This is a genomic window from Pseudochelatococcus contaminans (genome assembly GCF_014195635.1).
In the GTDB taxonomy this organism is placed as follows: Bacteria; Pseudomonadota; Alphaproteobacteria; order Rhizobiales; family Beijerinckiaceae; genus Pseudochelatococcus; species Pseudochelatococcus contaminans.
Window position 1 is genome coordinate 191,105 of sequence record NZ_JACICC010000005.1, and the last position, 18,959, is coordinate 210,063.

The following is an 18,959-nucleotide window of genomic DNA, read 5'->3' on the forward strand; positions in this document are numbered from 1 at the left end:
GTCGTCCATCTATGCGTTTGCATCGCAAGCGAAAAGATGGACCCGGAAAGGTAGACCATGGAATACAGGCAATTGGGCGCATCCGGCCTGCGGGTGCCCGCGCTGAGTTTCGGCACCGGCACCTTCGGCGGCACGGGGCCATTGTTCAGCGCCTGGGGACAGAGCGACGCCGCCGAGGCGCGGCGGCTGATCGATATATGCCTCGACGCAGGCGTCACGCTGTTCGACACCGCCGATGTCTATTCGAACGGCGCATCCGAAACGGTGCTGGGCGAGGCTGTTCGCGGGCGGCGCAATGCGGTGCTCATTTCGACCAAGACCGGCCTGCCGATGGGCGATGGCCCGCAGGATTGGGGCGTATCCCGCGCGCGGCTGATCCGTGCGGTCGAGGACGCACTGCGGCGACTGGACACCGATTATATCGACCTGCTCCAGCTACACGCTTTCGATGCCTCCACCCCTGTCGAGGAGCTGATTGGCACGCTCGACATCCTGATCACTGCCGGCAAACTGCGTTATGCCGGGGTTTCCAATTATTCCGGCTGGCAGCTCATGAAGGCGCAGGCGGTCGCGGATCGGCATGGCTTGCCGCGCCTTGTCGCGCATCAGGTGTATTATTCGCTGATCGGACGTGCCTATGAGGCGGAGTTGATGCCGCTCGCAGCCGACCAGGGGGTGGGTGCGCTGGTGTGGAGTCCGCTCGGCTGGGGCCGCCTGACCGGCAGGATCGGCCGTGACCGCCCGATACCGGAAGGAAGCCGCCTTCACGAAACCGCGCAGTTCGCGCCGCCTGTTGAGGAGGAGCATCTCTACCGGGTCATCGATGCGCTGGAAGACATCGCCCGGGAGACCGGCAAGACCGTGCCGCAGATCGCGATCAACTGGCTGCTCCAGCGCCCGACCGTCTCGTCGGTCATTGTCGGCGCCCGCAACGAGGCGCAGCTCCGCCAGAATCTCGGTGCCGTGGGTTGGGCTCTCACCCCCGAACAGATGGCGGCGCTCAATAAAGCAAGCGATTTGCTGCCGCCCTATCCCCTCACCCCTTATCGGCAGCAGGAGGGCTTCGCCCGCCTCAACCCGGCCATGGTCTGACTAGAACCTCCAACCGTGGAAATCCAGCCATGAAACTCAATTCCGGGTTGATCGCCCTGTCTGTCGGCGCCTTCGGCATCGGCGTGACGGAATTTGCTCCGATGGGACTGCTGCCGGTTATTGCGACCGACCTCGGCGTTTCCATCCCGACCGCGGGGCTGCTGATCAGCGCCTATGCACTGGGCGTAATGATCGGCGCGCCGCTGATGACGCTTACGACCGGCCGGGTGCCCCGCCGCACGCTGCTGATCCTGCTTGCCGGCATCTTCACATTCGGCAACCTGCTGGCGGCGGTTTCCAACGACTACGGCATGCTTCTGGCAGCGCGGATCGTGACCTCTTTGAACCACGGCGCTTTCTTCGGCGTCGGTTCAATCGTGGCGGCCAGCCTTGTGCCGCCCGAGCGCAGGGCCGGTGCGGTCGCGGCCATGTTCATCGGGCTGACCATCGCCACAATCGTCGGCGTGCCGCTCGCGACTTGGGCCGGCGAGCACCTTGGCTGGCGAACGGCGTTCTGGGGCATTGCCGGGCTTGGCCTCGTCACCATGGTCGCGCTGCGGCTGACATTGCCGGGTCTGCCGGCACCGAAGGGCGGCAATGCGCTCGCCGAACTGCGCGTACTGACGCGCGGACAGGTACTCGGTGCGCTCGCACTCACCGTTATCGGTTCAAGCGCGATGTTCACCGTCTTCACCTATATCGTGCCGATCCTGCGCGAAGCGACGCATGCTTCGCTCGGCTTCGTAACGGCAATGCTCGTCACCTATGGCGTGGGGCTGACCGTGGGCAACTGGCTGGGTGGCCGCTTTGCCGACCGATCGGTCGACCTCACGCTGATCGTGACGATGGGCGGCCTGACCGCCGTCCTCATCGCCTTCGCATTGCTGATGTCTTACATCGCGCCGACGCCGATCATCATCTTCCTGTGGGGCGTAGCGAGCTTCGCGCTGGTGCCGCCGCTTCAGGTCCGGGTCATGACCGCTGCGGCGGACGCGCCCAATCTCGCCTCGTCGGTCAATATCGGTGCATTCAATCTGGGCAATGCGATCGGTGCAGCCCTTGGCGGCGGTGTCATCGCCTCCGGGCTGGGCTATCCCGCCGTGGCGCTGGCCGGCGCGGCGACCTCGGCCATCGGGCTGGGCGCTGTCCTGATCGCGGTTCGCAGGACACCTGCGCCAGACAATCCGCAGGCGTGCTGATAGCGGAGGTTGGAGATGGTGACGCCGGCTGAACGCTTGGTCTCCGGCTTGCGAGGCCAGAAGAGTTGCCGCACAGCCGGAGATCATTGCCCGCGCACTTGTCAGTCTAAAAAGAAGCGGACCATTTCATGAGAGGCATTTGGTCCTGACGGATCAGTGTACGATCCGCTCGCGTGGCCACCAGACCAGGCGTGCCCGATGCCGTCGATCAGCCAGTATTCCACGACCGGCATTCCGTCTGTGTCGGTGATGATCGTCCGCGTATAGTTTCGTCCATTCGGCGCGCTGGCGCTTTCATGGGACGCTGCATTTCGTCCTCCAGGAGGGCTGACCTGTGTGACGATCCGCTCGGCGTTCGAGGGATGGACGGTCCGGTCTGCCTTGCCCTGAAAAATGATGGTGCGCGTCGGCGGTCCGCCGGCAACGGTGCGTGAACTTGCACGCGGCGTGATGCCGGCATCCCCCCGCATGGCGGAAAAGGCGGAAATAACGTCATTGGCCGATCCATAAGCCAGCCCGGAATGGATTCCGGCGGCTGCATAGAGATCGGGATACGTCTCGCCCATGATTGCCGCCATCGCACCGCCCGCAGAGAGACCCGCCACGAAAACACGGCTACGATCCAGACCAAACTCCGCCATGATCTCTCCGGTGATGCCAGCGATGATTGCGGGCTCTCCGGTATCACGCTTCTGATCGGCGGGGCGAAACCAGTTCCAGCAGGACGACGCGTTGTCAGCACTTGGCTGGCCGGGATACGCCACCAGCAGCCCATGCGTCTCAGCGACGATATTCATGCCGGTGCCGGCAGCAAAATCCTCGGGATTCTGCTTGCAGCCGTGAAGCATGACCACGAGACCGCGCGGCTGTTCCGATGCGCTTGCGGGAACATAGAGCCTGTAACGCCGCGTGCCGGCCGCGCAGGTAAAAGAGCGCGCCAGGAATTGCGCTCCGTCCGGAACGGACACATCCGGAGCCGGCCTCGTCATGCCGGGCAAATCCAGTCCGCGCAAATCCAGTCCGGAGAAGTCGATCCCTGGTAAGTGAGCCCCTGGCAAGCTGATGTCTTTGAGGTTGATACCGGGTGCGCCTTCAGAACCAGCCGCCAGGCGTCCTTCGTGAAGGATCCGAAGGGCATTTCCAATAGAATGGCGCAGTCTCGGCAGCGCTGCGGCATCCACTGTGGGCGCGGATTGCGATGGCGCCGAAGCTGACATGACTTGCGCCTCCGGTTCGCCGGGCAGATGGCGCAGATATTCCGGCGGAGACATCGTCTCCGCGTCGGCCAGAATGGACCCGTGTGGAGGCGCCTGCCCTGCAAGCACGCTCTGGATCATGCGCGTGGCCTTGGTAAGGCTTGTGACGTGCGGGGACAGTGCCGCTCGGCGCATGGCCGCAGCAAAATCGTTGTTCATGAATGTATTCCTTGTGAAGTGTACCGGCCTGTTGGCGCACCGCCCGCCTTAGACGGACGGTGAACGACCGGCTGGATCTACCGAATGCGGTCTGCGAGTGCTGATTTCAGTTCTGCGCTGGCCTGAAGCGCGCCGAGCACGGTGATGGATGCGATGGTTGCGAGCGCAAGCTCAGGCGTCACGTCGGCGGCGATGCGCGCCAATCCCACCACCTTGATGTGGAGTTTCTCGCCGGCATCCCTCACCGCCTCCAGATCCGCCCGGCTATAGTCGCGCAGTCCCAGTTCCAGCGTATGCCGCTCTATCGACTGTGCAACAGTTTCGGCATGAGTGGCGAGCTGATTGCGGATCGCCGTGCGGATAAAGTCGGTGCGGTTGGAATAAAACCCCTCCTGCACCAGAAGATCGACCCGGCCAAGATCGACATAACCGAGGTTGATGGTGATCTTCTCGGACTCACCGCCCTTGTCGCGTAGCCTGTGAACGTTATTGGTCATCGCACTCTCCATCTGCATGGATGGTATATGGATGCCAAGGAGATGGCTTTCAACGTGCGGCTATGACTTTTCTCACCTTGTTGAGCAATTTATATTGATCGCAATATTGGCCGCGGCCGCGACGAAAAGACAGCGGCGCGATATCCGTTTGTCGGATACCGCGCCGGCTTTTATTCGCAGTTGATCGATCAGGCGCGCTCTGGAACTGGCAGGCCAAGCCAGTCCTTGTAGAAGGTCTCGATATCCGGCTCGAAATCGTGGATCACCGGATACCAGGGCGTTGGGGCTTCGACATCGAGAAGATCTCCCGAGAGCGGGCAGAAGTACTCCCGAATGACCTGCCATTCCGGGGATGGAGCCATGAGGCGCGGATAGAGTTCTTCAAGCTGCGCGGCGGTATTCCTGATCCGGATGCGGGCGTGGAGCTTCCAGTTCTGATCCCACTCACAGAAGTCGTGGCCGGCAAGCGAGCGGATCACCCATTTCTTGTCAGCGAGGCGCTGGACGATGAAAAGCTTTGGCCCGAGCGGCAGTATAATGGGGTCATCCCACGCAACTTGTTCCTGCAAGATTTCCAGATAAATCTGGAAACGTTCCTTGTCTTTGGGGGTGGAGAGCATCGTGTGCAACGTGTCGCGGTCGATCTTGCCGTCCACCAGATCTTTTATTTTTGCTTTGGTATAGGCCATCGGTTCCTCCCTGGATTGGCCTTGAGCATATGGCCCGTATCCCGGAGGACACGGGCCCGGCGCACTTACTCCTCGACGAACTGAACTGTTTTGACATCCGGCAGTTCGGAGATATCCATGGAATACTCCCGCCCGTAGGATGGGATCGGCAGATCGGCCTCCAGGAGCTTCCAGTCGTCCGGCAGTTGCCAGAATTGACGGAACGACTGCTCGAAGCGCGGCCCCAGCTTGAACGAAGCCGCGAACATCTGCTGTACATGGACGCCTGCATCCTTGGCCAGAATGCGTTCGCGCTCCTGCTTGATCCACTCACCCGTTGGAACCGACTCGGCCAGTCGCGCCTTGCGGATCGACTTGCGTTTCGCCTCCGTCGCGGCAGTGTCCACGCCTTTCCGGCCGTCCCCGGCATTCGACAGGATCACGCCATAGACGCTTTCGGCGAAACGTTCGAGCAGATAACCACCATTCACGTCATCAGCCACCGCCTGTGGCTCGCGGTCGAGCGGATCGCCGAAGCCGGGGCCACCACGCATGTAGTTCAGATAAAGGTCATAGTCCTTGAACATGGCCTCGGTGGTGATGGCCTGCTTGTCACGCTTGATCCGGGCATCCGGCAGAAGACCATCGAAAACCGGGCTTTGGGGATCGGTGTCGCCGCCATGCGGAATGTCGCCGCCCGCCGCGATGATCTCCTTCAACCGGGTGTCATGCGCCTCGAACCGATAGCCCGAGGCCGCCGGATAGCCGCCCATAAGCCCCCAGTCGGATGAGATATGGCCGTTGCCCATGAAGAACATCGTCCAGTCCTTGGCATTCCAGACCATACGGAGACTCTCGAAGCCGCAGCCGCCGCGATACTTGCCCGCACCGCCAGAGGATGCCTTGATCTGGCGTCCCAGGTAGACAAGCGGTTCGGCCAGCTCCCAGATTTCCATGTCACCCATGTCGCCTTCCGGGTTCCAAACGGCGGCGGCGTGACTGATGCCATCCTTGTGGGCGGAAGCGCCGACGCCGTTGGCCGCGCATTCGAACGAGTTGACGGCGTGGATCTCGTCATACTGATTGAAGCCGCCGCCCTGCAGCCAGTTCGAGGTGTTGGCGTTGCCGGCATTGACCTCCTCCAGATAACCGCGCCCAAAGTAGCTGCGCGACAAGCCACGCCACAGCGCTGTCCAACTGGATACGAGGAAGTGCCATGAGTAGCTGAAGGCCACTCGCCGGTCATCGGGATTCATCCACGTGCCTTTGGGCAGGCGGAATTCCGTTCCGTAGGCGGCGCCGTCATTGATCATCTCGGTCGGGATGATCGACTGGGTCATCATCACCCAGATGCCCGATGTGAAGCTGACCTGATGGGCGTTGTAGGTGTGCCAGCCCCAGCGCGACGATCCCTCGAAGTCGAGCCGCCACGTGCCGTCGCCGCGAATGGTGATTTCCGACGGCGTGTGCATAATTGTGTCGAGCTTGGCGAAGTCGGACGGCACGCGGACATCCTCATGCGCATAGGGCACGTCCACAAAACCCACCTGGCGATACTTGCCGGGAATGGTCATCGCCTTGATGCGCGCCTGAAGGCCGACCCGGCCATGCTCGACTGACTCGTAGGCGAACTTCCAGTAAGCATCGATGCCCTCGTCGGCAATCACCTCCTCAACCAGCTTGCGGATCATGTGGCAGCCGGCAACGCGGGTGCGCTCATCCAGCATCCAGTAGCGCGTCGTGCGCACCATGCGCTGCGATTCATGCAGCCAGTCGCGTTTAAGAACGTCGTCCTCACCGATTTTGCGGCAGGTGATGGAGTATCCGTCGCCAAACCGCTGCACCTGCCCGGTGGACATCGAACCGGGACCGACCGATCCGGTATCGATGACGTGTGTCACGCCCCCGACCCATCCGATCAGCTCTCCCTCATGAAAAATCGGTACGATGGTGTGAATGTCGCAAGGATGGACGTTGCCAATGAGACTGTCATTGTTGCAGAAGATGTCCTTGTCCTTGATGCCGGGATTTTGCTCCCATTCGTTCTCGATCATGTATTTGATCGCGGCACCCATCGTTCCAACGTGGATGATGATGCCCGTGGACGTCAGTATGGAATCCCCCGCCGCGTTATAAAGGGTGAAGCACAGTTCGCCTTCTTGTTCCACGATTGGCGATGCTGCGATCTTCTTGGCGGTCTCGCGCGCATCGACGACGCCTGCCCGCAGCCTCGAAAACAGCTTGTTGTATTTGATCGGGTCACTGTCGCGCAGTTCCATCCGCTCAAGTCCAGCATAGTGCTTTGTTCGCTTAGTGGCCTCCATCAGCCTGTCACGGTGCTGTTTGAGCGTCTCGCCGCCGCGCACGATGCCGCGGGTCTTGACTGAAGTTTGAATGTTCATTGTCTCTCTCCTCCCCGAGAAATCAGACTTCTTTCAGGTGGAACAGGCGGTGCCCATCGAGGAACGTTTCAAAGCCGCTGGGAACGACGAAAGTCGTGGCATCGGATTCGATGATTGCGGGGCCGGTGATGCGATTGCCCGGTCGCAGCGTCTCCATCTGGTAAAGCTGCGCATCGACCCATTTCTTGTGACGATAGAACTTGCGGACTCCCAGTTTCGCCTCTTCTGGCGGGGCTTCAGGGCCAAGTTCTTCCTTCGGGATCTTTGGCTTCGGGATCGGCACCGTGCCGCGCATGATCGCCCCGGTGACGGAATAGCCAAGCTCCGGCGACCGCGCCGCGGCCGCATAGACACGGCCATAGGTTTCGTTGAAAGCTTCAACCAGCTTGTCCCAGTCCTCGGCCGTGCGGGCTTCCGTGATCGGGGATTCGATTTCCAGATCGTTCAACTGTCCACGATACTGCATGCGGAAACCCGGCTGCAGCTTGACCTTGTCGGGGGTGTAGCCGTTGATTTCGAATTCTTCGAGCACCCGCTCCTTCAACTCCTGCCAGGCGGCCTGCAAGGTTTTGGACTGGGCCACCTTCAAGTCGTCGGAGGCATCGACCGCGATGTTGATGTCGAGCGACTTGTCGTAACGGTATTCGAAGTCCGCCGCCGCGCAGCCAAAGGCGCTGAACCCGGCTGCCCAGGCCGGCACTATGACATCCTCAAAGCCCAGCCCTTCGGTGTAGCCATAGGTATGGACTGGCCCCGCGCCGCCATAGCTGAAACAGACGAAGGCCTCTGGCGTCGAGCCCTTGCCCGAGATCATCGAGCGCAGGTAGTCGCGCAGGTCGCTGTCGAGAAGCTCGATCACGCCCGCTGCCGCTTCTTCGACTGACAGACCGAGCGGATCGGCGATCTGCTCCTTCATTGCGTTCCATGCACGTTCACGATCCAGCTTGATCTGCCCGCCGAGGAAGTTATCCGGGTTGAGGTAGCCGAGGATGACGTGGCAATCGGAAATCGTCACTGTCTCGATGCCCGACTCCGCCCAGCAAACGCCGACGCGGTAGCCGGCGGAATCCGGCCCCAGCTTGATCGCTTTCGTATAAGGATCGAGACGGATGTATGAGCCCGCCCCTGCGCCCACAGTGTCCATGGCCACCAGCGGCAACGACAGCACCAGCCGGGCCATGTCCGGATCGTTGCGAATGGTCAGTTCGTTCTGGGTAATCAACGCCACGTCGAAAGATGTGCCGCCGATATCCGAGCAGGCGATGTTGGAATAGCCCAGCACTTCGCCCAGATATTTCGCACCGATCACGCCGCCGATCGGCCCCGAGGAAATGGTGCGTGCCAGCTCCTTGGCTTTCCAGGAAATTGTGCCGCCATGTGTCGCCATCACCCGGAAATCGAATTTCGATCCATGATCCTTGAAGGCCGAACTGATCTTGTTCAGCGTCAGGCGCGATGGCTCGGCTGCGTAGGCTTCAAGGATCGTGGTGTTCGTGCGATGGGTTTCCTTGCGCACCGGATAGTAGTCTGTCGAGGCAAAGACGGGAATCTTCTTGCCGGATTTCTCGACCTCTTCCAGCACGATATCGCGCACGCGGCGCTCATGGTCTGGATTGCGGTAGCTATGGAGCAAGGAGATCACGATCCCCTCGACATCCTGCCCGATCAGGTCACGCGCCGCCTGCCGGGCGGTTTCCTCGCGCAGCGGAATAACCACAGTGCCCGACATGTCCACCCGCTCCATTACGCCGCGGGTCAGATGCCGCGGCACCAGCGGCTCGTCATAGTAGTGAGTGTTCAGGTGGATGCGATCTTCATAGGCAAAGCCGAGATAGGCCTGGATCGCGCGCCCCATGCGATGGAAATCTTCCATTCCCGCATTCACGATCAGCCCGCACCGCAGCCCCTTACGCTGCACCACCCGGTTAAGCATGGCGGTGCCGGAATAGACGCCGGTCTGAATCTCGCCAAGCGCGTCCTCCAGCGTGAGGCCCCAGTGTTCCAGCCCCTCTTTCGCGCTGGCGATCAGGCCGATCGCTTCGTTCTGAGGCGTCGATTGCGCTTTGCCGACGACGAAGTCGCCATCGCTGTCGACAAAGAAAGTATCAGTCATCGTTCCGCCGGCGTCGATGCCCAGCACCTGCACGCTGCGATTGGATTGATTGCCCAATGACACAGTTTCTTCCTCCCCTTTCGCCATCTGTCCGTGGCGTCAGGAAAGGATGCATTCTGGGAGCATAGCCGTGTTGTCCGGTTTTCGAACATTTCGTCGGACATGCTGCGGACGCAATGCCGCGCCGCAAACGACCGCACTCAACGACGCCGGCGCGCTACGCCATATTGATCGAGCTTGAGATAGAGCGTCGAACGCGAAATCCCCAAGCGGCGCGCGACTTCGGACATGTTGCCGCCCGCTGCGGCGACGGCATCGAGAATATCGGCCCGCTCGCGCTCGCGAAGAGAATCTTCACGGCGCGTTGCAAGCGTCGTAATCTGCGGGGGCAGGTCCGGCACGTCGATCAGCCGGTTGAGGGACGTTGCGGAGAGCGATTCAATCAGATTGCGCAACTCCCGCAAATTGCCGGGCCATGTGTGTGCCCGCAGCCGCATCATTGCCGCCGGGGTGAAGCGCAGCGGTTTGCCATGGCGCTGGACGGAGTAAAGCGCTGCGAAGTCACGCACCAGACTGTCGATGGAATCCCGGCGCTCAGCCAGGCTCGGCAATCGCAGGGTGGCTGCCGCAATGCGAAAGTGCAACTCACTGCGCAACTCTCCGCTGGCCATTTTCTCATCCAGACAGACAGACGATAATGTCAGTACCTGCAACGGCGCTGCCGCCGTGCGAACCAGATGCGCAAGCGCCTGCGCAACGAGGGGCTGCGCCATTTGCGGCGTCTCAGCGGGTTCATCAAGACAGAGCGTGCCGCCCATTCTGGCAAGGCGTGCGAGGCGCGCGCTGAAATCTGCCCCCGCGCGCAGGGTCTCGCAATCCAGCAAGCTGCAATCGAAGATTTCAAATGGCCGCGTCGCGAGCGGACCGTGAGCGTGCAGCGAACGAGCAAGTGTTTCCTTGCCGCTGCCGACAGCACCCTCAATCAGCAGCGGCACCCCGCTTTCGACGATCCGCACGGCTTTTGCGCAAAGACGCTCCATCTCCGGATCGGTATCGGCAATCTGTCGCAGGCTGATTTCCGGGTTAGAAAGAGGTCTGCTTCTGCCCCCGGAGCGGCGCATCGAGACCAGAACACCGAGCGGCCCACCTTCGCCGTCAAGAACCTCGACGCCGGCATCCGGCAACGCTTCCTGCATTCTCTCGGCAAGCTGGTGAGGATCGTCTCCGGTTTCTTCGGGCAGCTCGCGAAGAATGGCACAGCCACCAAGAGCGCTCTTCGTCGCGTCGCCCGCACTTGCGCTCGACCAGACGGGCCGGCCAAAGCGGTCGAAAAGCACGACCGCATCGCCGGAAAGCGAAGGCTTGCGCGATAGCAGTTGCTCCAGCATGAGGCTCTGCTCCCGCAACCCCGTGCTTCGCAGCGCCTCCTCGATCTGCAAAGCCAGCGTGACGGACAATATCGCAACCTGGGCGAAAGCCTCACCTGACGGCCCGGAGATATCCACCACGCCGAGCCTGCGACCAGTGAATGGGTCATGGATCGGCGCCGCGGCACAGGACCAACGCTGGATGGCCTCGCAGAAATGCTCGACACCGCTAATGGTCACGGGCTTGCCCAGATGGAGCGCAGTGCCGATAGCGTTGGTGCCGATGGCTCCCTCGTCCCAGTGCCCTCCGGGATACAGGTGGTTTTCCTCACCACGGGACAAAATCCGGACATCGCCAGCCGCGTCCGTGACGATGCCATCTGGATTGCACAGGAGCAGGATTGCCCCCGCATCGTTGAGCATGTAACCGGCACGCCGAATGGCCGCCTGCGCCGCGTTGCGCAGGCGTGCATTGCGCGCTCTAATGGCTTGCAACTCGTCCTGGGCAACACTCGGTGCGCGTTCGCGGGTCTCGATCTCTCTGATGTCTCGCGATCTGACCCAGGATCTGAGCACGATCTCCCGGATGCTGGGGGGTACACTCCCCAACGCACGGAATCGCTCCCAGTCCTCCTTCTGGATGCTTTCCGTCATTCTTTTTTTGCGCCTTTCATTGAGGCCTTCCAAACATAAGACGGTATGGGGCCTGCAAGTCAAGTGCGTGCGATAGCTTCCCCTGCCCACATCGGCGCTGGCGGGACGTTTTGGGCTGACAGGGATCGGAAGTGTTTAAGGCTTGACGTGGTACCCGTTGAAATTCGGCACCGTCATGTTCTGGCTCATGTAGCCGGTCTGGTCAGTCATTGTCCTGCATATTCCAACCCGACACTGGTCATGACCCAGAATGACTGCCCGCAAGAGACGATTGCAAAGGTTATCCACTCTTTGAAGCACAGGCGACTGCAAGATGACGTCTTGCATCGACTGGTTTCAGGCAACGCCGTCCTTGCGGATATGTCGATAAAACCATCCCGGGCCGGAGGTCGGCCCGGGAGAGAGTTTGGCCTCAGCCCCTTTGCGGGCCGCGCAGCCAGCCGAGGGCCAGAGCCGCAACCGGGATTGCGGCCAGCGCGATGCTGATGCCGAGGCTGCCGCCGGTGATCAGAGTGAAGTTCGAGATCACCAGCCAGAGGCAGCCCGCAAGGCCGATACTGGCCAGCGTCGGCGCGATACGCGTCTGCCAGACCCGGCCTTTGACGAGGTCAGGGCGCTCACGGAAAAAGCCCAGCACTGACAACGAGGTGGTCAGCATCAGAATGATCATGCCCAGCGTCGCCACCCCGGCCATCGAGCCGAAAACCTCGACCAGCGGATCTAGCTGCAAGAGGGCAAAGATTGCAATGATCACCGCCGCCGTAGCGCTTTGCACCAGCGACGAGGCATGCGGCGAGGCATGCGTATCGTGCACTGCGCCAAGCCGGGCCCACAACAGCCCCTTGCGCGCCAGCGCATGCTGATAGCGGGCAATCACGTTGTGGAAGGACAGCACACAGGCCAGAAGGCTGGTCAGCAACAATACATTGACACAATCCTGCCCGATCTTGCCGAGCCAGAGTTGCGACTGATCCAGCAGCAGATTTGCCTCGCCCGCAAGCGTGGCCTCAGCCGCGCCACGAACATTATCGACGCCCGAACCAAGCACCAGCGCCCAGGTCGAAAGCGCATAGAAGCTGCCGATCAGCAGCACCGAGACATAGGTCGCACGCGGGATCGTCACCGCCGGATCGCGCGCTTCATCGCGGAAAATCGCGGTGGATTCAAAGCCGATAAAGCCGGTCATCGAAAAAAGCACGGCAATCCCGAGAGAGCCGGACGTAAAGACCGCCGGGCTGAAAGATTGAACGTTAATCCCGTCATTGCCGCCAGAACCGAAGATCACAAGATCCATGACCACGACAATCAGCACCTCAAGCACCAGCGCGAGACCCAGCACCTTGGCGCTAAGATGGATGTTGCGGTACCCCAGCCACGCCACCAGCGCCCAGGCAAGGAACGACCAGACCGGCCAGGGGATATTGGGGCCGTTATAGATCCGCATCGTATCGTTCATAGCCCAGCCCAGATAGCCGTAGATGCCGACCTGAATCGCCGTATAAGCCACAAGCGCCACCGCGGCGATGCCAGTACCAAGACGCGCGCCAAGTCCTTCCGTCACATAGGAAAAGAACGCACCCGCATCGCGCACATACGGGGTCATTGCAACAAAACCGACCGAGAATAGCAAAAGCACCGCCACGGCGACCACAAAGCCGACCGGCGCACCGGCGCCATTGCCCAAGCCGATCGCCAGCGGCACATTGCCCCCGATCACCGTCAGCGGTGCGGCGGCTGCCAGCACCATAAAAACAATCGCTCCCACCCCGAGATTGCCTTGTAGCGACTTGCTACCTCCGGCAATGTCGGCGACTCCCGCACTCCCGTAGGATTGACGGGTTACTTCATCCCTCTTCATGGTTATTACTCCATATGTTATTTTTTATTATGAGCCGCGTCTGCGCGCGGCCGTTTGTTTCACGCTTCGCCAGCAGGTGCGATCAGCGCGCGCAGCCTCTCAGGATCAATCGCCCGCACCACCCGGCCCCGACGCCCGGTCATGGTTTCAGCGCGGCAGATTGCGTTGAGAATTGCCTCATCGACGCAGGTCACCGTTGCAAGGAAGACCGCGTCCATCTCTTCATCACCAAGCGCGCGCATCCCGATCTCGGGGGCTGTCGGTGGCTCGCCTGGGTCATTCGCCGTTGAAAAGGCGAGGAAAATATCGCCGGAATTGTTGCCCGATGGCGTGCCAGCGCGGCCCATCCCCAGCCCGATACGCTTGGCGATCCGGTTTAGCTGTGTAGGTGTCAGCGGCGCATCGGTGGCGAGGATCACGATGATCGAGCCGCGCTCGGTATCGAACACCCTGTCCTCAGTGATCTGATCGCCGACGCGAAAACCGCAGACCTCCAGCCACGGCCGCAGCCCATGATTGGCCTGCACCAGCACCCCCAGGGTGAAATCCCCCGCCCGCGTTTCGATGATGCGCGACGCGGTGCCCGTTCCGCCCTTGAATTCATAGCTGATCATGCCGGTGCCGCCGCCGACATTGCCTTCAGGCACCGGCCCGGTGGTGGCATTGTCCAGCGCATGAAGGACATGCGCTTCGGTGACATGCTGGCCCGCGATGTCATTCAGCCAGCCGTCGAAGGTTTCACCGACCACCGGGAGCGGCCATTGGGTTTCGCCCATCTTTTTGGGAAACTCACGGATCATCCAGCGCGCCACGGCATGATGCGCAATGCCAAACGAGCAGCTATTCGTGATCACCACAGGCCCGTTGAACCAGCCTGATTCCTGTATCCAGTGGCAGCCGCTCAGCTCGCCATTGCCGTTCATCGAAAACGTTCCGGCCCAGCAGGGGTGCAGCAGATCGGCCGCAGGGCGCGGCAGGATGGCCGTGACGCCGGTGCGGATCGCATGTTCCCCCTCGCCAGAGATCAGCGTGGTTAGTCCCACACTCAAGCCCGGCACATCGGTGATGGCATTCAGCGGTCCCGGTTTGCCTTTCAGAGGCAGGCCGAGTTCTCTGGCGCGTTTGCGAATGGGTTGTTCGGCGGGCATTATTCCTCACTCTGTTATGAATTGGCCTGCCGGGCTTGACCTGCGGCGAGCCAAAGGTTTTTCTTCATGTCAGAATGATCACAAGGGCGCATAAATCCATTCCCCCACCGGGGTAGAAATGTAGCCCCGCCTACCGCCTAAAGGGGAGGTGCATGAATTTCACGGCCTCGGATCTGAGCTTTCATCAAAGGCTTGGCCATGTGCTGGCCTATCTCGGACGTGATGAATTCTGGCCGGTTTTCGCGGCTTTCCTGCGCGAGCAAATCGCCTTTAACTCCTGGGTTCTGCTTATTTTCCGCCCGAGTGAGCCGCCATTGCTGGTGCATGAAGGCGATGCGAACGATCTGGAGGATGCGCTATTCCGAGACTACCTTCTGCGGCTTTACAAGGATGATCCGTTTTATATTTTCGCGAACCAGCCCTTCGCCAGCGGACCGCACCGCCTTGAAGAAGTGGTCACGCCGCAGTTCCGTCAGTCCGAGTATTTCCACACCTATTTTGCTAAAAATGTCGTCGAAGATGAAGTGCAGTTGCTTGCTCCGTTCTTTCAGGGAGCTGAACAGCACGGGGTTCTCTCGCTATCCCTTGGCTTTGAGAGGCGATTTACTGCCGAAGAATACGGATTATTATCACTAATCAGCCCGTGGGTTCTGCCACTGCTGGCCCATGCGGCACGGCAAACTCTGGGTGAGTTGCAGACACCGGCGAAACGCCCCAATCACGGCGAGCTGGAAAGACGCCTGCGCGCGCTTGAAGGGGTGCGCCTGACCGAGCGCGAGGTGCAGACTGCCCTGCTGTTGCTGTCGGGACAAAGCACACGCGGCATCGCTGCCCACCTCGGCATCGCACCAGAAACGGCCAAAGTGCACCGCCGTAACCTCTACGACAAACTGGGCGTGAACAGCCAGATTGAGGTCTTTGCGCTTTTTGCCTCGTTACCAGCCTGATGCCTGTGACTTAAGATTTTTCTCATCGGAGTCCCAAAACCGTCTCGCCAATCGTCATCCCACTGAACAGGTCATTTGAACGCAGACCGTAAAGGGGATGCAGCGCCTCGAACGCTGTGTGATTGGGGGATGTCGTGGCGACAAAAATATTAACCGGCGCGGTTTTCAAAGATGTCAGCAAGTGCGGACGCAACGTTTTACTCGCAAGTACGATCCTTGCGGCAAACTGGGCCGTGCCTGCCATGGCGCAGAATACGCCCGTTGCCCAGGAGGCTCCGCGAGCCATATCGATTCCTGCCGGCCCCCTCACACCGGCCTTGAACCGCCTGGCGGGATTGACCGGCCTTCAGATCCTGTTCGATGCGGATCTGACGCGCGGCAAGACCACAAGCGGAGTGACCGGCACCTTGACGCCCGCACAGGCGCTTGATCGCGTGCTCGCCGGAACCGGCGTCACCGCCCGCTTCACGGGAGCCGGACAGGTAGCGCTGAGCGGCGTTCCCGCCACATCGCCCATCGTGAACGGTGCTGTCGAAAACAGTCTCGTGCTTGACGAGATTACCGTTCAGGGCGAAAAAGTCAGCCGTGATTACTTCCGTACATTTACCAGTATCGGTGTCGTCACAGAACAAGACCTGCGCGACTTCAATATCACCACGCTTACACAGGCGTTCAACGTTCTGGCAAATACGCGCTCATTCGTGACGGCGGATGGCAACAACAGTTTTGCCGTTCGCGGCCTCAATGCGGAAGGCGTGACGCAGCCCAGCCGGGCCGCTCCCATCATTTCCGTAATCATCGACGGCGCTCCGCAAAACGTCGAGGCCATGCGCCGCGGCAGCCGTGGCCTCTGGGATGTGGAGCAGGTCGAGGTGTTGCGCGGACCACAGTCCACACTCCAGGGCCGCAACTCGCTTGGCGGCAGTGTGTTGATCAAGACCAAAGATCCCACCTTCACGCCCGAGGCCATTATAGACGGCTCCGTCGGCGGGTTATCGACGCGTTCCGGCGCGTTCGCCGTGTCCGCTCCGCTGGTTGACGATCAGGTGGCGTTCCGCATCTCCGGGCAGATCTCGCGCGAGACAAAGGACATCACCTACACCGATCCCACCGTGAAGGATCTGCGCGAGGATGAGTTCGAGCAGATCAGGGCCAAGCTGCTGATAAAGCCGCATGCGGTTCCCGGTCTCAAGGCCTTGCTGAGTTTCAGCCGCACCCACGACAAACCTGGCTGGAACGCCGTCACCGGCCCCGACTTCTTCGCCCGCCGCTTCGACCCGACGGTGGGTTACGCCGCAGAGTTCCGCGATACATACGTGAACCGCTACGGCGCTGATATTTCGTATGAAATCGCACCCGGCTGGACGCTGACATCCCTCTCGACCCTGTCGGATACCGATCTGAGCATCAAATCACCAGCCGGCGCGATCCTCCAGCGCGGCGACAAGCGCGACGGACGCGATTTCTCGCAGGATCTTCGGCTGAGCTTCGATCCGCCGGGCTCCAAGCTCTCCGGCGTCGTGGGGCTGTTCGCCGGTCGATACACCACTGACATCGACTCTTATCTCAGCACCAGTGCCCTGCTGCCTTATGGCATTCCAACGGCAACGGTTCAGGATCTGAAGGCGAACACGGCAACGACATCGCTCGCCGCCTATGCCGATTTGCGCTATCGCGTTCTGGACCGCTGGACGTTGCTCGGCGGTGGCCGCCTCGTCCATGACAGGGTTGCGGGTCGCTACACCGGCGAGGCTCTCGATCTGGCGGCGACACAATACAATGTCGGCATGTGCATGGTGCTGGGCTGCGTCCCAACGCCGGTCTATGGCCGCCTCGACGAGCGAAGCTCCGTGACAAATCCGGTGTTCCTGCCGAAAATCGGTATCGCCTTCGACATCACCCCCGACCAGACCGTAGCAGCCACCGCAACACGAGGTTACCGTTCCGGATTTTCCGAGGCCGTGGCAGGCACCACCACGCTTCGCACCGTCTCGCCGGAATATCTGTGGTCGTATGAACTGGCCTACCGCTCGAAATGGTTCGACAACCGGCTGCAGTTCAACGCAAACGCATTCTACTACGATTACAAGAACCAGCAGATCCTGACCTACAATCCGAGCTTCCCGGGCCAGACGGTGACGGAAAACAGCGGCAAGTCGCACGCCTACGGCGCGGAAATAGAAGCACGCTGGCGGCCGATCGAGGAACTGACGCTCTTCTCCTCGCTCGGTCTGTTGAAGACGCGGTTCGACCGGGCCGTGACGGCCGTTGGCGACCTCAGAGGCAATGAATTTCCGGAGGCGCCAGCCGTCACCTTTGCCGCCGGTGCAACATGGCGGCACCGCTCCGGCTTCTTCATCGGCGCCGATGCATCATATACGGATGGTTTCTACAGCGCGGGCGACCTCACCAACACACCCAGCCGCCACATCAAATCCTTCATGCTGGTCAACGCGCAAGCCGGTTATGAAAACGAATACGGCACAGTCGCACTGTTCGCCCGCAACCTGCTGGACAAGCAGTATCTGACCAGCATCGACGAGACCGGACTTTCCGCCACCATCGGCGACGGCCGCCTTGTCGGCGTGCGCGGCACGTTGCGGTTCTGAGCGGTATGCGCGCGTTCATCTCACTTTGCTCCGCTGCTGTCATCGCATCATGTGTGCTGATGATACCCGCCTTCGCCTCGCAGGCAGTCGCGTGCGAAGGGCGCAGCTATGACGGGCCGGGCGTGATGGGCGCGCCCCTATGCCTGCCGTCCACGCCGCAGCGGATCGTCACACTCGATCCGACTTTCAGCCTCGGCATGGCGCTGGAACTCGGCCTGCCCGTCGTCGGCGCGCCGCTGTCGGGCATGAGCGACGCCAGCTTGAAGAACAGGGCTGAGGCCGCGGGTGTGGCGGACCTCGGCACCTTCGCGCAGCCCAGTATAGAGCGGATCGTTGCCTTGCAGCCCGATCTGATCGTCGGCAGCGGTTTTCTCGGCGATGGCGCTTATGAAATGGCCTCGCGGATCGCGCCGGCACTTTTCGTGACGCCGGAGGACTGGAAGGACTTCTTCCACGTCCTCGCCGCTGCGACAGGGCGGGCCGATGCCGCGGGAGAGGCTTTCGCCGCCTATGACCGACGCGTCGCGGATATCCGCGCGAGAGCGCCGGATGTCAGGGTGTCGGTGGTGCGCATCACGCCGTGGGACTTTCAGGTTTATCCCGACACACCCGGCGCTTATGGCCCATTCGCGGTGCTGCGGGAAGCAGGCATTCGCCGCAGCGCATATGAGACGACCCATGGCGATACGACTGTCAAACGCCCCGATTGGGAGGAACTGGCCAACCTCGATGGCGACGTGCTGCTTTACATCGTTGGCGGAGCCAATGACTCCGATCGCAGCGGCCGCCATAAGGAAGTCATCTCCAACCCCCTATGGCAGATGCTGCCAGCCGTGAAAGCAGGGCGGACGCATCGGGTAGACGCGGCGACATGGATGGAGTTCAGCGGATTGTCTTCCGCGAACAAGGTTCTCGACGATATCGAGCGCCTGTTGCTGACAGAGCCTTAAGCGTGATCGGATCATGATTGGCGGCTGCGTCCGGTGCGGG

14 protein-coding genes are annotated in these 18,959 nt (G+C 61.1%); 5 read left to right on the plus strand and 9 right to left on the minus strand.

Annotated features, from left to right (window positions below; all coding sequences use genetic code 11):
- The first annotated feature begins 57 nt into the window (after nt 1-57).
- Together FHS81_RS11445 and FHS81_RS11450 are read left to right on the plus strand one after the other, a co-directional pair.
- Entirely contained in the window at nt 58-1,092 is a 1,035-nt protein-coding gene (locus tag FHS81_RS11445; RefSeq protein WP_183753090.1) for an aldo/keto reductase, read from the plus strand.
- Between the two features lie 29 nt (nt 1,093-1,121).
- A complete protein-coding gene (locus FHS81_RS11450; RefSeq protein ID WP_183753092.1) occupies nt 1,122-2,291 on the plus strand; it encodes an MFS transporter in 1,170 nt (389 codons plus the stop codon).
- Between the two features lie 101 nt (nt 2,292-2,392).
- Here the strand turns inward: FHS81_RS11450 and FHS81_RS11455 are convergent, their stop codons facing one another.
- From FHS81_RS11455 to FHS81_RS11490, 8 genes are all read right to left on the minus strand, one after another.
- Nucleotides 2,393-3,706 (minus strand): extracellular catalytic domain type 1 short-chain-length polyhydroxyalkanoate depolymerase, encoded by a 1,314-nt coding sequence (locus FHS81_RS11455; protein WP_183753094.1) that lies wholly within the window; start codon nt 3,704-3,706, stop codon nt 2,393-2,395.
- A gap of 77 nt (nt 3,707-3,783) precedes the next feature.
- Complete coding sequence (locus FHS81_RS11460) at nt 3,784-4,203, minus strand: CopG family transcriptional regulator (RefSeq protein WP_183753096.1); 420 nt, start codon at nt 4,201-4,203, stop codon at nt 3,784-3,786.
- Nucleotides 4,204-4,391: 188 nt separating this feature from the next.
- Nucleotides 4,392-4,892 (minus strand): acetone carboxylase subunit gamma, encoded by a 501-nt coding sequence (locus tag FHS81_RS11465; RefSeq protein ID WP_183753098.1) that lies wholly within the window; start codon nt 4,890-4,892, stop codon nt 4,392-4,394.
- A gap of 65 nt (nt 4,893-4,957) precedes the next feature.
- On the minus strand, nt 4,958-7,273 hold the full coding sequence (locus FHS81_RS11470; protein ID WP_183753100.1) for a hydantoinase B/oxoprolinase family protein: 2,316 nt from the start codon (nt 7,271-7,273) through the stop codon (nt 4,958-4,960).
- Between the two features lie 22 nt (nt 7,274-7,295).
- Nucleotides 7,296-9,473 carry a hydantoinase/oxoprolinase family protein gene (locus FHS81_RS11475; protein WP_183753102.1) on the minus strand — a complete coding sequence of 726 codons (2,178 nt, stop codon included), beginning with the start codon at nt 9,471-9,473 and terminating at the stop codon, nt 7,296-7,298.
- A gap of 113 nt (nt 9,474-9,586) precedes the next feature.
- Nucleotides 9,587-11,407 carry a sigma-54-dependent Fis family transcriptional regulator gene (locus FHS81_RS11480; RefSeq protein ID WP_183753104.1) on the minus strand — a complete coding sequence of 607 codons (1,821 nt, stop codon included), beginning with the start codon at nt 11,405-11,407 and terminating at the stop codon, nt 9,587-9,589.
- A 412-nt stretch (nt 11,408-11,819) separates the two neighbouring features.
- Nucleotides 11,820-13,265, minus strand: a complete 1,446-nt coding sequence (locus FHS81_RS11485; protein WP_183753106.1) for an APC family permease — start codon at nt 13,263-13,265, stop codon at nt 11,820-11,822.
- A 59-nt stretch (nt 13,266-13,324) separates the two neighbouring features.
- Nucleotides 13,325-14,413, minus strand: a complete 1,089-nt coding sequence (locus FHS81_RS11490) for a DmpA family aminopeptidase (protein ID WP_183753108.1) — start codon at nt 14,411-14,413, stop codon at nt 13,325-13,327.
- 152 nt (nt 14,414-14,565) lie between these two features.
- Between FHS81_RS11490 and FHS81_RS11495 the strand changes: the two genes are divergently transcribed.
- Nucleotides 14,566-15,360, plus strand: a complete 795-nt coding sequence (locus tag FHS81_RS11495) for a helix-turn-helix transcriptional regulator (RefSeq protein ID WP_183753110.1) — start codon at nt 14,566-14,568, stop codon at nt 15,358-15,360.
- 22 nt (nt 15,361-15,382) lie between these two features.
- On the opposite strand, the gene FHS81_RS11500 is transcribed toward FHS81_RS11495, so the two are convergent.
- Entirely contained in the window at nt 15,383-15,604 is a 222-nt protein-coding gene (locus FHS81_RS11500) for a hypothetical protein (RefSeq protein WP_183753112.1), read from the minus strand.
- On the opposite strand from FHS81_RS11500, the gene FHS81_RS11505 reads away from it, so the two are divergent.
- On the plus strand, nt 15,603-17,969 hold the full coding sequence (locus FHS81_RS11505; protein WP_183753114.1) for a TonB-dependent receptor: 2,367 nt from the start codon (nt 15,603-15,605) through the stop codon (nt 17,967-17,969). The genes FHS81_RS11500 and FHS81_RS11505 overlap by 2 nt on opposite strands.
- 59 nt (nt 17,970-18,028) lie before the next feature.
- Nucleotides 18,029-18,919, plus strand: a complete 891-nt coding sequence (locus FHS81_RS11510) for an iron-siderophore ABC transporter substrate-binding protein (protein ID WP_246374991.1) — start codon at nt 18,029-18,031, stop codon at nt 18,917-18,919.
- Nucleotides 18,920-18,959 lie beyond the last annotated feature (40 nt).